Consider the following 15,211-nt stretch of genomic DNA (forward strand, 5'->3'; position numbering starts at 1 on the left):
CTGAAAACGATAATGGTTTTCATTCTCTTTTAGGAGGGGCGGGATGGGACATCTCCTCGTGGTGGAGAGCTGGGTGGGGGCCATGAGCACGCTGCTGCCCAGGGCAATCCGCGAAGCCGGGCACACCTTCACATTCGCGACCCGCGACCTGGGGCACTACCTCCAGGGCGAGCCGGGCGCCGGAGGCGTGCACCCGCTGCTGTCCGGCGGCAACGTGGTGACCACCGAAACCAACGACCTGGCGCAACTGCTTGCGACCGTCGAACGGCTGCACGCGGCAATGGAGTTCGACGGGGTCCTGTCCTCGTGCGACTACTACCTGCCTGCCGCGGCGGCCGTCGCGGCGCGGCTGGGCCTGCCGGGGGCCTCGGTCCAGGCGGTGGAGCGCGCGTGCCGGAAGGACCGTACGCGCGCGGCAATGGACGACGCCGGGCTGCCCGGGCCCCGGTACGCCGTCACCGAGGGCTGGCGCGAGACGGCCGCCGCGGCTCGTGGGCTGGGGTACCCGCTCGTGGTCAAGCCGGTCGACCTGTGCGCCGGGATGTTCGTACGCGAGGTTGCCGACGAGAGTCAACTGCTGCACTCCTGGCGGTCCCTGGCCGAGTTCCCGGTCAACGCCCGCCACCAGGAGCGGGTTCCGCTGCTGCTGCTCGAGGAGGTGCTGGACGGCCCCGAGGTCAGCGTGGAGACCGTCACCTGGCAGGGCCGCACTCATGTGGTCGGCATCACCGACAAGTCGCTCGCGGCGGCACCGTGGTTCGTGGAGTCGGGCCACATGTTCCCCGCGGATCTCGGCGCCGCGGACCGCTCGGCGACCGCAGACGCCGCGGTTGCGGCCCTGGCCGCCGTCGGTTACGAACACGGCGTCGCACACACCGAGTTCAGGCTCACCGCGGCCGGCCCCCGGCTCGTCGAGATCAACCCCCGGCCGGCCGGGAACCGCATCACCGAGCTGGTGCGCCGCGTCACCGGCATCGACCTGCCGATGGCCGCCGCCCGGCTGGCGTTGGGCGAGAAGCCCGACCTGGCGCCCGCGGACACCGGGGTACGCAGTGCCGCCGTTTCCTTCCTGCTGCCCGAACTCCCCGGAACCCTGGCCGCATCGCCCGCCGCCCCCGATCCGTGCGACGCTCCCGACGTCGTGGAGTGGCAGGTCAAGCCCGCCGGGACGCGGGTCGGCGACGGCCGCAGCAACAACCACTACCTGGGCCACGTCATGGTGCTCGACCGCGACGGCGCCGGGGCACGCACGCGAGCCGAAGAGCTCCTCCGAGGCGTCTCCGTCGAGATCACCCCCGATCCGGAACCGGCCGCGGCATGACCCGGCGAAGTCTCGGCGTCGGTCCGGCCGTCCGCACCGGCTCCTCGCCCGAGCCCGAAGTCCCGCCGACCGTCGATGCCTTGCTGCATGCCGCCGTATCAGGCCTGCTCGGACCCGACCCCGCGCAACTGCGCGTCGGCACCTGCTTCGTCACGCGACAGGGCGTACGCCATCACGGCCGCCTGACCGGCTACCGCAACGACGTGGTGAGCCTGCGGGTCGGGGCGGCCGTGGGTTCGTGCGCCCTCGAGCCCGGCGAGGTCCCGGACGACACCGTCCTCGGATGCGCGGGACAGGACGTCGCGGCGTTGCTCGCGCATCCGGCGCGCGCCATCCGCGTGGCGACGCTGGACGCCTACCTGATGCACCTGCGGCCGCATGCCGGGCACGCCGACGACACGGTCCGGATCCCGTCCGGCGACTCGCTCGACAAGTCGCGGACGCGGGCGTCCGCAGTCGTCGACCTGCTCCCGGCCACGCCCCCCGCCCGGGTGCTCGTGGTCGGCGTCGTCAACTCACTGCTCGCCGAGTTGCGCGAACGCGGCTTCCGGTACGTCCCATGCGACCTGCGCTCCGGGGTCACCGAATGGGGCGAGGCACACGAGCGCGACGCCACCGGCCACCTCGACGCCTGCGACGCGCTCCTGGCGTCCGGAATGACGCTCGGCAACGGCACCTTCGAACCTCTCGCCGCGCACGCCCGCGCGACCGGCAAGCCGTTTGTGCTGTTCGCCCAGACCGCGAGCGCGGTCGCGCCGTTCTTCCTCGGGCACGGCGTCACCGCGGTCTCCGCCGAGCCCTACCCGTTCTTCTGGCTCGACGGCGGACCGACCGCCATCCATCGGTACCGCACTCCAGTGCGCCCGCGCGGCGCACGGCCGGCCCCGCAAACGACTCCCATCGTCCGTGAGGAGACCTGGTGAACGCGGCTCTGCTCGCCCTGGTCGGGAACACCCCGCTGACCCGCATCACGGCTCCGCTGCCGCTCCCGCACGCCGGGTTCTGGGCGAAGCTGGAGGGCCTCCAGGCAGGCGGCATGAAGGCCCGCGCCGCCGTCTCGATGCTGCGCGCCGCCCGGGCCCGCGGCGAACTGCGCCCGGGGGACACCGTCGTCGAGTCCACGAGCGGCACCCTCGGCATCGGCCTGGCGTTCGCCGGGCAGGCCCTCGGCCACCCCGTCGTCCTGGTGGTGGACGCCGAACTGGAGCCCGAGATGCGGGCGATGCTCACCGCGTACGGCGCACGGCTTGAGGTCGTCACGCGCCCGCACGCCGTCGGCGGCTGGCAGCAGGCCCGGCTCGACCGGCTCGGCAACCTCCTGCGCGACATCCCCGGCGCATACTGGCCCGACCAGTACGGCAACCCCGACAATCCGGCCGGGTACGCGGGCCTCGCCCGGGAACTGGTCGCCGCCCTCGACGGCCTCGACGTGCTGGTCTGCAGCGTCGGTACCGGCGGCCACAGTTCCGGCGTGGTCCACGAACTCCGGTGCCACTGGCCGAGCTTGCGGTTGATCGGCGTCGACACCGTCAACTCCGCCATCTTCGGCCGCCGTCCGGGGACCCGGCTCATGCGTGGCCTGGGCAGCGGCATCCACCCGCGGAACGTGGCGTACCGGCAGTTCGACGAAGTGCACTGGATCGGCCCCGCCGAGGCCGCCGACACCTGCCGCCGCCTCGCCGCCCACGCATTCGTGACCGGCGGCTGGAGCACCGGCGCGGTGGCCCGCGTCGCGGCGTGGGTGGCCAGGACCGAGGCCGGCGCACGCGTGGCAGCGGTGTTCCCGGACGGCCCGCACCGGTACGCGCACTCCATCTACGACGACGCGTACTGCCGCCACCACGGACTCTTCGGGTCGACCGCGCAGCACCCCGTCGAGATCGCCTCGCCGCGGGCCGCCGCAAGCGCCACGTGGGCGCGCTGCGGCGCCGTCACCGATCCGCTCGACCCGGCACCCGCGGTGCACCACGGAGCTCCGGCATGAAACTGACCTGGACCAGCGCGCCCCTGCCGATGCGTGAGCCGTTCCGTATATCCCGCTCGGTGACGACCACACGCGACGCGTTCACCGTGACCCTGCACCACACCCCACGGTCCGCCGAGCGGGCGGCGGCTCGCCGTCCGGACTCCGATCCGGACGACGCGGTCGGGGACCACGGCGCGGACGGATCCGGACACGGGGAAGTCGTGACCAGCGCGCGCCAGGGGCTCGGGCCGGCGCGCATCGACGCCCTTTTGCGCCGTGTCGCGCGCTGGGCCGACGCCCGGCCCGACCTCGCGACGCTGCTCGCCCGGCTGCCGGAACTGGCCGACGGCCCCGGCGCACCGCTCGCGGACGCGCCGGGCGTACTCGCAGCCGTCGACGCCGCGGCACACGACCTGTGGGGGCGCGACACGGGACAACCCGTCCACGCGCTGCTCGGGGAACCGGCCTTTCGGCCGACCCCGACCGCGTACACCATCGGCATCACCTCCCCCGCCGCAGCCGCCACCCGGGCCCGCCGACTTGCGGAGCGCGGTTTCACGGTGCTCAAGGTCAAGGCCGGGTCGCCGAATCCGGCCGACGACCTCGCCCGTCTCGCCGCGGTCCACCGGGCGGCACCGGGAGCACGCGTCCTGCTCGACCCGAACGGCGCATGGTCGCCCGACCAGGCCGTCCGACTGCTCGACCGAATGGCGGAGTTCGCGGTCGAGGCGGTCGAACAGCCCGTCGCGCCGGGGACACTCGACCGGTTGGCCTGGGTCGCGGCCCGCAGCCCGGTCCCGGTCGTCGCGGACGAGGACGCGCGTACGGCCGCCGACATCCCGCGCCTCGCCGGGGTCGTCCACGGCGTCAACCTCAAGCTGGCCGAGTGCGGAGGCATCGCGGCCGCGGTCCGCTGCGCCGAACTGGCCTCCGCGCACGGCCTGGACGTGATGTTCGGCTGCCTGGCCGCCAGTTCGCTCGGCCTCGCCCCCGCCGTGCACCTGGCCGCCCGCGCCCGGTGGATCGACCTCGACGGGCACCTGCTGATCGCACGCGACCCCTGGACCGGGATCGGCGGCGAGGACGGCGTCCTGCGGCTCTCCGGCGCACCGGGCCTCGGCGTGCGGCGCCGCGCGGAGGCGCCGTGACGACCCGACGGCTCTACCGTTCCTTCCCTCTGCCGGTTCGGCTCCTGCTCGTCAACCAGTTCGGTGTCAACACCGGGTTCTACCTGCTGGTCCCGTTCCTCGCCGGCTACCTCGCCGACGATGTGGGCATGTCGGCCGCCCTGATCGGCGTGGTCCTCGGCGTACGCAACCTCAGCCAACAAGGCATGTTCCTCCTCGGCGGCAGCGCCTCGGACCGGCTCGGCGCGCGCGGTGTCATCATCGCCGGGTGCGGCCTGCGCACGGTCGGGTTCGGGCTGTTCGCGGTGGGCGACTCCCTGGCGATCCTGCTGACCGCGTCGGTTCTGTCCGGGCTCGCGGGGGCGCTGTTCAATCCCGCGGTGCGCGCGTACCTCGCGGACTCCGTCGAACCGGACCGCCGGGCGGAGGCGTTCGCCTTGTTCAACGTGTTCGCGAACGCCGGTGCGCTGGCCGGGCCGCTGCTCGGGGCTGCCATGCTCGTCTGGCACTTCCGCGCGGGCGCGGTGGTGGCCGCGGCGGTGTTCGCGGTGCTGACCGTCGCCCAGGCGTGCGTGCTGCCGGCGCGGCCGGTGTCCCGCAGCGGACGCACGGTGACCGCCGACTGGCGACTGTGCCTGGGCGACCGGCGGTTCCTCGCCTTCACGTTCGCCTTGTCCGGGCTCTATGCGCTGCAGAATCAGCTCTACCTCGTACTGCCCATGGAAGCCGAACGCGCCACCGGGCACGGCGGTGCGACCGCGGTCCTGTTCCTCGTCTCGACCGGCGCCACGCTTGCCTGGCAGGTAAGGGTGACCCGGCGCGCGTCCCACGTCCGGCGCGGTCGGGCCATCGCATGCGGAGTCTCCTTGATGGGCGCCGCGTTCCTGGTCCCCCTCGCCGCGCTGCCGCTGACCTCGGGGCCGTCCGGTGGCGGGGGCGGCCTGGTCGTCGCGCGCATGCTGCCGGTCTGCGCCGCGGCGTTGCTCCTGGCCTTGGGGGTGATGGTCGCCCAGCCGTTCGTGATGGAGCTGATCCCGGCGTACGCCAGAAGCGACCTGTCGGGCACCTACTTCGGCGTCTTCTACACCGTGTCGGGCGTCATCGCCGCGCTCGGCAGTGCCGCGGTCGGGCAGGCCGCCGACCTGGGCGGCGGCACCGGCGGCTGGACGCCGTGGGCCGTGTGCGCGGCCCTCGGCTTCGGGTCGGCGGCGGCCGTGCTGCGGCTCGACCGCAGAGGCGCTCTGGCACGCGAAGACCCCAGGGCGGACGACGACACCGCGGTCAGGCACGACGCCGCGGGCGGCGGACCGGACGGCGGACCGGACGACGGACCGGACGACGACGCCAAGCCCTCGCAACCCGGTGACCAGGGGCGTCCCTCCCGGCACTGATCCCTTCCCCCGGCCCCGGCATGACCGGCTGCCGGAGGGACGGCTCGACCCTCCCGACCTGTTCCCGCGAAAGGTGCTCCATGCGTTCCCATGCACGCTTCCCCGACCGTTCCCCGCTTGCCTCGATCGGCCACCGCCCGCTCGAAGCGTTCCGTCCCGCCCTCTCCCGCAGGCGCTTCCTGGGTGGCTCGCTGGCGGTCGCGGCCGCCGGAGCCGCGCTCGCCGGCTGCGCCGCGGACCGGTCGGCTTCCCCCGCGAGTGCGAACTCCCGTCCCCGGCCCGGTGGTCGCCTGCGCGCGGTGTTCGCGGGAGGCGGGGCGCAGGAGACCTTGGATCCGCACCTGGCGAACCTGTTCGTCGAAGCGGCCCGCGCCAAGGCGATGTTCGACAAGCTCGCGGACCACGGCCCCGACCTGTCGGTCGTCCCGCGTCTCGCGGAGCGCTGGGAATCGGACGCCTCGCTGACCAAGTGGCGCGTGACGGTGCGCCCGGCCGTCTACCACGACGGGCGTACCGTGCGCGCGGCCGACGTGCTGTACAGCTACGGCCGCATCCTCGACCCCAGGCGGAGCTTTCGCGCCAAGCCCAACCTGGGCGTCATAGATCTGGCCGCCTCCCGGGCCGTGGACGATCGCACCGTGGAGTTCACGTTGAAGCGACCGTTCGCGGAGTTCCCGAACGTGCTGGCCGCCTTCGGCGCGTACATCGTCCCCGAGGGCGCGGATACGTTCGAACGGCCTGTCGGATCCGGTCCGTTCGTGTACTCGTCCGTCGAGCCGGGACGCTCGCTGCTGCTGCGCCGCCATGCCGACCACTGGGACGGCGCGGCGTACCTCGACGAACTCGAGTTCGTCGTCGCGAACGAGGAATCGGCACGTGTCAACGCCCTGGTCGGCGGCCAGGTGCACTATGCCCACGAACTCAGCCCCACTTCGGCGCGCATACACCGCGACAGCGACCGCATCTCGGTCCTCCGCCTGGCCAACAGCGCCATGCAGGCCTTCGCGATGAAGGTCGACCGCCCGCCCTTCGACAACCGCGACCTGCGCGAGGCGATGTTCCTGCTGGCCGACCGGCCGTCCCTGGTGGAGACCGTGCTCGCCGGCACCGGACAAGTGGGCAACGACCTCTTCGGCCGCGGATACCGCTACTACGCCGACGAGATACCGCAGCGGGTCCGCGACCTCGACCGGGCCAAGTGGCTCGTGGAACGATCCGGCGCGGCGGGCTCGACCATCCGGCTCGACACGTCGGAGGCGGCCACCGGGTTCCTGGAGGCCGCAAGTGTCTTCGCCGCGCAGGCGCGTGAGGCCGGGCTCCGCCTGGAGCCGGCGGTCGGCAACAAGGACACGTACTGGAAAGACACCAAGGACGCCGGCGTTCTGTCCTGCTTCCGTTCCGGTGCCATGCCCATCGAGACGCACATCGCGCAGCGGCTGCTCACCGGATCGACCACGAACGTCACCAAGTGGGCGAGGCGGGACTTCGACGCGCTTTACGACACGGCGGTGAGCACCGCCGACGAGGCGGTCAGGCGCCGGACGTACCTGGACATGCAGCGCCTGCTGCACACCGAAGGCGGTTATCTGGTCTGGGGGTTCGCCGACTGGCTCGTGGGCACCGCCAAGAATCTCGCAGGCGTCGCCAACGCACCCGCGAACACGTTGGACTGGGCGCGCTTCGACAAGGTGTGGCTGGCGTGAGCCCCGCGCGGTACGCGCTGCGCCGCCTGGTGCTCGGACTGCTGCAGGTCCTGACCGCGGCAAGCGCGGTGTACGCCCTCACCGAGGCACTGCCCGGCGATGCCGCGGTAGTACGCGCCGGCGACAACCCCGACCCCGCACGCATCGCCGCACTGCGCGATGAACTCGGTTTGAACGTATCGGCCTTCGACGGGTTCACCGGGTGGCTCGCGGGCATCGCGCACGGCGACCTCGGCACCTCGCTGGCGTCCGGCCGGCCGGTTGCGCAGGAGTTGGCGCGCGGGCTCGCACCGACAGCGCTGCTCGCCTTCGGCACGCTGGCACTGGTCGTACCGGTCGCGGTGCTGTTGGGCGCAGCCGCCGCGGCACGCGAACGCGGGCTGCTGGACCGAGGGCTCACCGTGGTCGGTGTGGCGCTCTACTCCGTACCGGAGTTCGCGTTGGCCGTGGTACTGGTGGCGGTGTTCGCACTGCACCTGGGTTGGCTGCCCGCCACCGCGGTCGGCGCGGGCTCCGACCTCACAGCCGAACCGGCGTTCCTCGTCCTGCCGTTCGTCGTGCTGGCGATCCGCCCGGTGTGCTCGCTGGCCCGGTTGGTACGCGTCGGGCTGCTGGACGCCTACGCGTCGGAGCACGTCAGGCACGCCCGGCGTCTGGGCCTGTCGTCGCGCCGCGTGCTGTGCCGGCACGCGCTGCCCGGGGCGCTGGCCCCGGCCGCGCAGCACCTGGCCCGGACCGCGGACTGGCTGCTGGGTGGCGTGGTCGTGGTCGAGGCGGTGTTCGTGGTCCCGGGCCTGGGCACGGCGTTGGTCGATGCCGTCGCGGCCCGTGACGTCGCGGTGGTGCAGGGCCTGGCAGTGGTCTTCGCGGCCACGACGGTCGCCGTCAACCTGTTGGCCGACCTCGCGGCCTTCCGTCTCGCGCCGCGAGCCGGGGTCGCGACGTGACCGGCGCACCCGAGCATCCTCGACGCCGCCGTGCCTTCGTCCTGTGCGCTGTGGTCCTCCTCGGACTCCCCCTCATCTGTGCCCTCTTGGGACCGTGGCTCGCCGACCCGGCCGACCCGCGCTCGGGCGCCTACGCTCCGCCGAGTGCGGACGCGTTGCTGGGCACCGACTTCGTCGGGCGCGATGTGGTGGACCAAGTCCTCCTTGGCGGGCGCACCGTGGTGCTGGTGGGCGGCGGCGCGGCGGTCGCCGCGTACATCGTGGGGGTTCCCTGGGGGATGTGTGCGGCTGCCGCGCGGCGGCGGTGGGTGGACGAGGTCCTCATGCGGCCGCTCGACATCCTGCTGTCCGTGCCGTCGCTGCTGACCCTGCTGCTGATCGCGGGCCTGAGCCGGCCCGGCCCCTTGGTGCTCGGCGGGGTGGTCTCCCTGATCATGCTGCCGGAGGTGGCCCGGATCAGCCGGGCGGCGGCGTTGGCGGCGGCGTCCGGCCCTGCCATGGAGGCCATGTTGCTGACCGGCGAGTCGTGGTGGCGTCGCAACTTCCGCTACCTCGGTGGCACGGTGCTCCCGACGCTGTCGACCGATTTCGGCATGCGCATCGTGGGCGCCCTGTACCTGGTCGCGTCCGCGGCCTTCCTCGGCGTCGGTGTGGCACCGGACGCGGCCGACTGGGCCGTGATGGTGGACCGCAACCGGCCGGGACTGTTCCTGCAACCGTGGGCCGTCCTGGTCCCGGCGCTGCTGGTCACCGCAATGTCCGTCGGGCTCAATCTGCTGTTCGATCAAGCCCTCCACCGTCGCCGGGAGACCACGTGACGTCAGAATCGGTCCCCGTCGTATCCGTCGTCGATCTGCGTGTCGGCGTCGCGGACCGACTCCTGGTGGACGGCCTCTCCTTCGACCTGCACCGCGGTCGCGTCCTGGCGCTGGTCGGGCCGTCGGGCAGCGGCAAGACCACCGGGGCGGCGGCGATCCTCGGCGAGTACCCGGCGCGAAGCGTGGTGGGTGGAACGGTGACCGTGGACGGGAAGGCGGTGTCCGCCCGGGAGCCTGTCCCGCCGGGCCCGGTCGCCTACGTTCCGCAGCACCCGGCGGGCGCACTGGCACCCGCACTGCGCATCGGACCGGTACTGCGCGAGATCGCCCGCCGCCATCTCCCGGCCGCCGAACTTGGCCGCCGGGAAAGGCGCGTGCTCGTGCGTGCGGCGGTCGCCTCGGCATTGCGTCAGGTGGGTCTGCCCGACGACGGGTCCCTGCACCGGCGGTTCCCGCACCAGCTCTCCGGAGGGCAGCAGCAGCGGATCGTGATCGCCCACGCCCTGCTGGCCCGTGCGCGCGTGGTCGTCGCGGACGAGCCCACCACCGGGCTGGACGCCGTCCTACGCCGCGAAGTCGCTGACCGTATAAGGGTGTTGGCCGACGACGGGATGGCGGTGTTGCTGCTGAGCCACGATCTCGACGTGGTCCGCCGCGTCGCCGACGACGTACTCGTGCTGGACCGGGGGCGGCAGGTCGAGTACGGGACCGCCGAGGCGGTCCTCAGCCGCCCGTCCGCGCCCCTGACCCGGGCACTCGTCGCGGCGGACTGCGGACGCGCCGCGCACCCGGCCGAGGCCGTGACGGTCCGAGCAGCCGATGCCGCCGCCCCGCGGGCAGCGGCCGATGCCGTCGCCGCCCAGGCAACGGAAGGGCCGGACGACGGCCTTCCGGACTCGTCGAGCCGGTCCGTCGACGGGCTCGTGGTCTCCGAGTTGTCCGCCTGGTACGGCGGTCGCCGACGCGCGGACGCGCTCAGCGACGTCTCACTGCGACTGACCCGCGGCACCTCGCTGGCCGTGGTCGGGCGGTCGGGCAGCGGCAAGACCACGCTGGCGCGCTGCCTGGTGGGTCTGCACCGGGACCGGCGCGGATCGGTATGCCTGGACGGACAACCGCTGACCGCCTCGGCCGCGGACCGGAGCCGCGGCGAACTCGCCCGCGTGCAATACGTGTTCCAGGACGCCCGGGCCTCGCTGGACCCCCGCCGCAGCGTGCTCGACCAGGTGGCCCGGCCGGCCGTACGCCTGCGCGACGCCGATCCGCGGGCCGCCGAGGACCGGGCAGTGCGGATCCTCGCGGCCATGGGTGTCGACGAGGCCATCGCACGACGCCGCCCCCAGGCACTCTCCGGCGGCGAACTGCGCCGGGCTGCGCTCGCCCGCGCACTCGCGGCAGACCCCGACGTCCTGGTCTGCGATGAGATCACCGCGGGCCTGGACCCCTTGGCCCGGGACGCCGTACTCGACCTGCTCGACACCCAACTCCGCGTCCGGGGCCTCGCTTTGCTGGTCATCACCCATGAACGCGCGGTCGCCGCCCGGCTCGCCGACCGCATCGCGGTCATGGATTCCGGGCGCATCGTCGACGAGGGGCCGGCCGCCGAACTCCTCGACCGCCCGACTCACCCGCTGACGGCGGCACTGCTGTCGGCCGACCTCGCGGCGGCCCCGGCGCCTTGACGCGTTCTCCGGCGGGCGGCGCGACGTACGGCGGTCTCCGGGGCACCGGGGCACCGGGGCACCGGGGCGAACCCCTTCAGTGTGCGCCCGGCGTCGGCGGGCAGGCCGGGGCGACGCGCTCCTACAAAGTGATCGGCGCGTTCACCATGCCGAAGCCGAGTCCGAACACGGCGTACGAGGTGATCAGCAGCGCGGTCGGCGTGTCGTCGCGCCTCCCGGCCGTGCCGTCCGTCGGCGCCCGGGCCGCGGCCCGCGTACAGTCCCCGCGGCAGAGCGGCGGAGCGGTGTCATTCGGTGACGAACGGCGCGTATCCCACAGGGACTTGATTCACCTGAAGGTCGGAGAAGACCAGGTTCAGGTTGTGCGCATTGGTCTCGATGCGGACCTCGTGGAACTCGATCCCGAGGGCCTTCGACCAGCGCCGGGTCGCCGCCGAGCCGGGAAGGAGCCGGGCTCCGGGATACAGGCGGTGCCACTTCACACCCCAGACGTACCCGTCGAGGTCGGCGCCGGTTTCGTGGACGATGAGCCGGTCGTCCAAGGACGACCTTCCACGTCTCCGGCTGTACCGAAGTCTCGCACCGCGCTTCGACGCAGTACCGGAAGAGGTACCGCAGGTAGGCCGGTGCGACGCCGCTACGGGGATCTGCCGTCATGTAGACGATGAACTCGTAGTCGCGCATGTAGTCGGTGTATCCGTGGTGCACGACAGCGTGGTCGAAGATCTCGTCCAGCAGTTGTTCTAGTACATCGGTGTCCATACCGCCGTTGATACCGCACTCCGCCCTCCGGAGTGCCGGTCCGAGGCGGCCGGCCGCGCCACGGGCATCGACCGGTCCGCACCGGCCCTACGGCATCGCAGTCAGGGCCGCGGGACGTGCCGGACAGGTGGCCGCCGTCGCCGTCGGCCACCTGCCCGGACATCTACTTGCGGGGCACACCGTCAGGCCGTGGCGAGTGTCGCACCCGAGGACCGCGGAGCCGCACTGTTCCCGCCGACGAGACAACTCGGCGGCCGGGCGGGCGGCATGGCGGACGGACAGCGCCCCGAGGGCATCGCCCAAGATCCCCAGGACGTCCTGCCGCGATTCTCACCTCCCTGGGCGAACATGTGTCCCCGGACGCGATGACCGCGGCCCCGGGTCCTCGGCCTCCTGCCGCGGCTTGCCGAGGGTGCACACCCCGTCGTCGCACTGACGTTCCAGGCGACCGCGGGAGATGGTCTGCGCCAACCCGATCAGCCAGCACGTGGGGCAGCCGCGAAACGCCACCAGTGCCGGCGGCGCCGCGAGCAGGGCGACCGGGCCTGCGACGGGAACCAGGGCGATCGCGCCGACGATCAGCCCGACTCCGATGACGCCGCGGGCCAGATGGCGCGGAACGGAGCGGCTGGCGAAGTTCGTCGCCGGTGCCGCGGGGCGTACGGCGGCCGCCCGGGCCACCGCTCCCGGCGCGGACCGTACGGCATGCGCGGTGCCGTCCGCGTGCGCGGTGTCATCCCCTGCGTTCACGATTTCCACGGTCCTGGCTCCTTTCCGATCGGTCGGCCGACGACCGCGGCCGGCACCTCGTCCACCGCACCGGCTCCACCTGCTCCATCAGCTCCATCAGCTCCAACTGCCGGGTCGCCCGCCGCCAGGGCCTGGCGCAGGGCCACGCGTGCCCTGTGCAGCCGCGACTTCATCGCCGCGTTGCTCAGACCGAGCGAACGGGCGACCGTCCTGCCCGGCAGGCCCTGCACGTCCCGCATGATCAGCACCTGCCGCTGGTCGCGCGGAAGAGCGCTCACCGCGGCCGCGATCAGCTCCGCTTCCAACGAGCGCAGCACCGCGTCTTCGGCGGACGGTTCCGCGTACGTGTCCGTCTCGCCCGGCGCCCGGTCGCTGCGCGAGACGAGCGTGCGTACATGCCGGAGGCACTCGTTGCGCACGATTCGGAACATCCACGACGCGAGCGCGCCGCTGGCCCGCAAGGTGCCGATCTTCCGGTAGAGGATGATCAGCGCCTCCTGCGCCGCGTCCTCCGCGTCCTGCGGCGAGGCGCACAGCGACATCGCAAACCTGCGCACATGGGGCTGCGATTCCATGACGACCGCGGTCAGCGACGTGATGTCACCGTCCTGGGCGGCTTTGATCAGCCGCTCGTCCGGCCAGGAAGGGCGTGGGTTCATGTGCCTACTCATATCGGAACGCCTCCCGCGCGGGTCCCGCACAGGCCCTGGTCAGCTGCGGCTCTTGTAGCGCCGCGTCAGGTGCCAACTGCACGCACCCACCAGTAGAGCCCCGATCACAATCAGGCCGACAACCATGGATGTTCCCTCCCGCTTCCCCCGGCCCGTTCGGCCGGTACACGAACAAGAGGCGGCAGGGACCGAAAAGGATTCCGCACGGGCCCAAGTTTTCCGGGAGCCGTGGAACAGGACCGAGGCCGGGAGGGTCGAACCCTGTAGAGACCGATCCGGCGTAGGCCGCCCAGGGGTTCGCCGGGGCGGCCTACGCGGTGCTGCGGAAGCGGTTGTGGATCAGGCGCCGCGGGCGGCCTGGGCGGCGCTGATGCGCCGGACGACCATGATCGCGAGCACGCCGGCCACGACGAGCAGGCCGTACCCGGCGGCCAGAAGCCAGTCGGCCGTCTGCCACGCGTCGAGGTCCTCGGCCTTCGTCAGCTTGGGCATGCCGTCCTCGTTGCCGTCGTCGCCGCGGGTGAACGTACCGGCGAAGAACAGCACCTCGGAGACCACGAAGACGAGCCACCACGCGAGGATCAGGGTCTTGCCCGACCGCTGCTCGGCCGGTGAACCGGTCGGCTCGGAGCCGCGCCAGACGTCGTCGACGACGAGCTTGGGCAGTACGAGGTTCGCGAGCGGGACGAACCATCCGCCGATCGCCCACCCGGCACCGAGCTTGCCGTGCGGCGGCGGCCCGAACAGTTCGATGTTCTTGCGCGCGCGGTGCAGCCAGATCATGAACACGATGCCGGCCGCCAGGAAGACCAGCATGCTGATGCCGGTCGCGCTCACGAACGCGTCGGCGTCGTCGGCGTCCTCCTTGGACTTGAGTTCGCCGTCCAGGACGTCGCCGACCAGCATGGCGCGCTGGACGTACGCGAACACCGACAACACGGCGCCGGCGATCGTGATGCCGATGAGGACGTTGAGCGCGGTGACCATCGAGCTGACCCGGCGGATCTGGCCCTGGCCCGGACCCTGCATGCCCCAGTCTCCGGGCGGCGGAGGTGCGGCCGGGTAGGGCTGGCCGTACTGCTGCCCCGGGTAGGGCTGTTGGCCCTGGTACTGCTGCCCCGAATACGGCTCGCCGCCCTGCTGCCGGCCCCCGTAGGGCTGCTGACCGGGCGGGTACCCCTGCGGGGACCCCGCCGGGTTCTGCTGACCTGCCCCCGGACACCCGACGGCATGGGTTCCCTCGCCGCCGCAGTACGGACATGCCATGAGTACTTCCCCCTCGAAGTCGGCCGATCGGACGGTACGGATCTCTTACCGCGGGCGGGTCGTGACGACGCGGTCCGCGAGCCACAGCCCCCGTTGCGGACCACGCAGCAGTACTACCCGGGAAGTCGGGACCAAACGACACGCCGAGACCGCTACTTCACCAGCCCTCGCATCGGCCGCACGCGCCGCCGCTGTTGCCCGGACGCCCGGCACTGCGGCCGGCTGACCGAGGAAGCACACCCTGGGCCGACTCCCACCCATCGCCTTGACGGCCTCGAGTTTGGACACCCTGCGGGGTCAGCAGTCGTGGAAGGCGCGGGCGTCCGCGTTCAGACCCGAGCAGAACTGGTCGATGTCGCTGGAGACTTCCTGGCGCGCGTACAACAGCGCGGCCACCAAGACCGCAAACCCGACGATCGCAACCAGCACCCGGCCGTACGACGCGGCCGACGCGTGCTGCGCACGGTCCGGACGGCGCGGCGCGAAGACAAGAGGCACGCCCTCGCCGTAGTCGTACCGGCCGTCGACGGTGCAGTGGTAGCGGTTGCCCGCCCGGTCCGCGTAGCTGACGTCGGTCACATCGACGTAGTAGGTCTCCCAGCGGTTGCGCCCGTTCGAGTCGGTCACGGTCCGCGTGCGCGCTTCCCGCCGGGTCGCAACGGCGATGCCGGTCGTACGCACGCCCGCGCTGCGCAGGCGCGCCACCCGCAGCGCGGTCAGAACGATCACGATGGGGCCGGTGATCCAGGCGGCTTGAAGGGCGAGGGTCAGCTTGTCCACGTGTTCTTGCATGAGCCGAATTCCTTT

The 15,211-nt window shown here is 72.5% G+C and carries 13 protein-coding genes and 1 pseudogene; 9 read left to right on the forward strand and 5 right to left on the reverse strand.

All coding sequences use genetic code 11. The features are described from left to right. Positions 1-43 precede the first annotated feature (43 nt). The 9 genes from ACWD12_RS37860 to ACWD12_RS37900 all read left to right on the forward strand — a co-directional run bounded on the left by ACWD12_RS37860 (position 44) and on the right by ACWD12_RS37900 (position 10,955). Positions 44-1,321: an ATP-grasp domain-containing protein gene (locus ACWD12_RS37860; RefSeq protein ID WP_450103421.1), complete on the forward strand. Its 1,278-nt coding sequence runs from the start codon at positions 44-46 to the stop codon at positions 1,319-1,321. Beyond that, the gene (locus ACWD12_RS37865) at positions 1,318-2,244 is read left to right on the forward strand and encodes a Rossmann-like domain-containing protein (RefSeq protein WP_450103422.1); all 927 of its coding nucleotides are present in this window, start codon (positions 1,318-1,320) and stop codon (positions 2,242-2,244) included. The genes ACWD12_RS37860 and ACWD12_RS37865 overlap by 4 nt, the downstream gene beginning before the upstream one ends. Beyond that, positions 2,241-3,305: a PLP-dependent cysteine synthase family protein gene (locus ACWD12_RS37870; RefSeq protein WP_450103423.1), complete on the forward strand. Its 1,065-nt coding sequence runs from the start codon at positions 2,241-2,243 to the stop codon at positions 3,303-3,305. Before ACWD12_RS37865 ends, ACWD12_RS37870 begins: the two co-directional genes overlap by 4 nt. Further along, a complete protein-coding gene (locus ACWD12_RS37875; RefSeq protein ID WP_450103424.1) occupies positions 3,302-4,435 on the forward strand; it encodes a dipeptide epimerase in 1,134 nt (377 codons plus the stop codon). Before ACWD12_RS37870 ends, ACWD12_RS37875 begins: the two co-directional genes overlap by 4 nt. After that, positions 4,432-5,805 carry an MFS transporter gene (locus ACWD12_RS37880; protein ID WP_450103425.1) on the forward strand — a complete coding sequence of 458 codons (1,374 nt, stop codon included), beginning with the start codon at positions 4,432-4,434 and terminating at the stop codon, positions 5,803-5,805. The genes ACWD12_RS37875 and ACWD12_RS37880 overlap by 4 nt, the downstream gene beginning before the upstream one ends. Positions 5,806-5,885: 80 nt before the next feature. Further along, entirely contained in the window at positions 5,886-7,508 is a 1,623-nt protein-coding gene (locus ACWD12_RS37885; RefSeq protein ID WP_450103426.1) for an ABC transporter substrate-binding protein, read from the forward strand. Further along, the gene (locus ACWD12_RS37890) at positions 7,505-8,455 is read left to right on the forward strand and encodes an ABC transporter permease (protein WP_450103427.1); all 951 of its coding nucleotides are present in this window, start codon (positions 7,505-7,507) and stop codon (positions 8,453-8,455) included. The genes ACWD12_RS37885 and ACWD12_RS37890 overlap by 4 nt, the downstream gene beginning before the upstream one ends. Further along, positions 8,452-9,273, forward strand: a complete 822-nt coding sequence (locus tag ACWD12_RS37895; RefSeq protein ID WP_450103428.1) for an ABC transporter permease — start codon at positions 8,452-8,454, stop codon at positions 9,271-9,273. Before ACWD12_RS37890 ends, ACWD12_RS37895 begins: the two co-directional genes overlap by 4 nt. After that, positions 9,270-10,955: an ABC transporter ATP-binding protein gene (locus ACWD12_RS37900; protein WP_450103429.1), complete on the forward strand. Its 1,686-nt coding sequence runs from the start codon at positions 9,270-9,272 to the stop codon at positions 10,953-10,955. Before ACWD12_RS37895 ends, ACWD12_RS37900 begins: the two co-directional genes overlap by 4 nt. Before the next feature lie 287 nt (positions 10,956-11,242). Here ACWD12_RS37900 and ACWD12_RS37905 read toward each other — a convergent pair. The 5 genes and pseudogenes from ACWD12_RS37905 to ACWD12_RS37925 all read right to left on the reverse strand — a co-directional run bounded on the left by ACWD12_RS37905 (position 11,243) and on the right by ACWD12_RS37925 (position 15,196). Further along, positions 11,243-11,717 (reverse strand): annotated as a pseudogene (locus tag ACWD12_RS37905) (YxiG-like protein). A gap of 330 nt (positions 11,718-12,047) precedes the next feature. Further along, on the reverse strand, positions 12,048-12,398 hold the full coding sequence (locus tag ACWD12_RS37910; RefSeq protein ID WP_450103445.1) for a hypothetical protein: 351 nt from the start codon (positions 12,396-12,398) through the stop codon (positions 12,048-12,050). 65 nt (positions 12,399-12,463) lie between these two features. Then, complete coding sequence (locus ACWD12_RS37915; RefSeq protein WP_450103430.1) at positions 12,464-13,126, reverse strand: RNA polymerase sigma factor; 663 nt, start codon at positions 13,124-13,126, stop codon at positions 12,464-12,466. 351 nt (positions 13,127-13,477) lie between these two features. Then, positions 13,478-14,404, reverse strand: coding sequence for a DUF4328 domain-containing protein (locus ACWD12_RS37920; protein ID WP_450103431.1), 927 nt, complete (start codon positions 14,402-14,404; stop codon positions 13,478-13,480). A gap of 297 nt (positions 14,405-14,701) precedes the next feature. After that, on the reverse strand, positions 14,702-15,196 hold the full coding sequence (locus ACWD12_RS37925; RefSeq protein ID WP_450103432.1) for a hypothetical protein: 495 nt from the start codon (positions 15,194-15,196) through the stop codon (positions 14,702-14,704). Between the last annotated feature and the right edge of the window lie 15 nt (positions 15,197-15,211).

The sequence above is a fragment of the Streptodolium elevatio genome, assembly GCF_053592165.1.

What these genes read in the sequence shown, in the direction of transcription:
- ACWD12_RS37860 (WP_450103421.1), top strand. Translation starts at nt 44, where the DNA reads ATGGGACATCTCCTCGTGGTGGAGAGCTGGGTGGGGGCCATGAGCACG.
- ACWD12_RS37865 (WP_450103422.1), top strand. Translation starts at nt 1,318, where the DNA reads ATGACCCGGCGAAGTCTCGGCGTCGGTCCGGCCGTCCGCACCGGCTCC.
- ACWD12_RS37875 (WP_450103424.1), top strand. Translation starts at nt 3,302, where the DNA reads ATGAAACTGACCTGGACCAGCGCGCCCCTGCCGATGCGTGAGCCGTTC.
- ACWD12_RS37885 (WP_450103426.1), top strand. Translation starts at nt 5,886, where the DNA reads ATGCGTTCCCATGCACGCTTCCCCGACCGTTCCCCGCTTGCCTCGATC.
- ACWD12_RS37915 (WP_450103430.1), bottom strand. Translation starts at nt 13,126, where the DNA reads ATGAACCCACGCCCTTCCTGGCCGGACGAGCGGCTGATCAAAGCCGCC.
- ACWD12_RS37920 (WP_450103431.1), bottom strand. Translation starts at nt 14,404, where the DNA reads ATGGCATGTCCGTACTGCGGCGGCGAGGGAACCCATGCCGTCGGGTGT.
- ACWD12_RS37925 (WP_450103432.1), bottom strand. Translation starts at nt 15,196, where the DNA reads ATGCAAGAACACGTGGACAAGCTGACCCTCGCCCTTCAAGCCGCCTGG.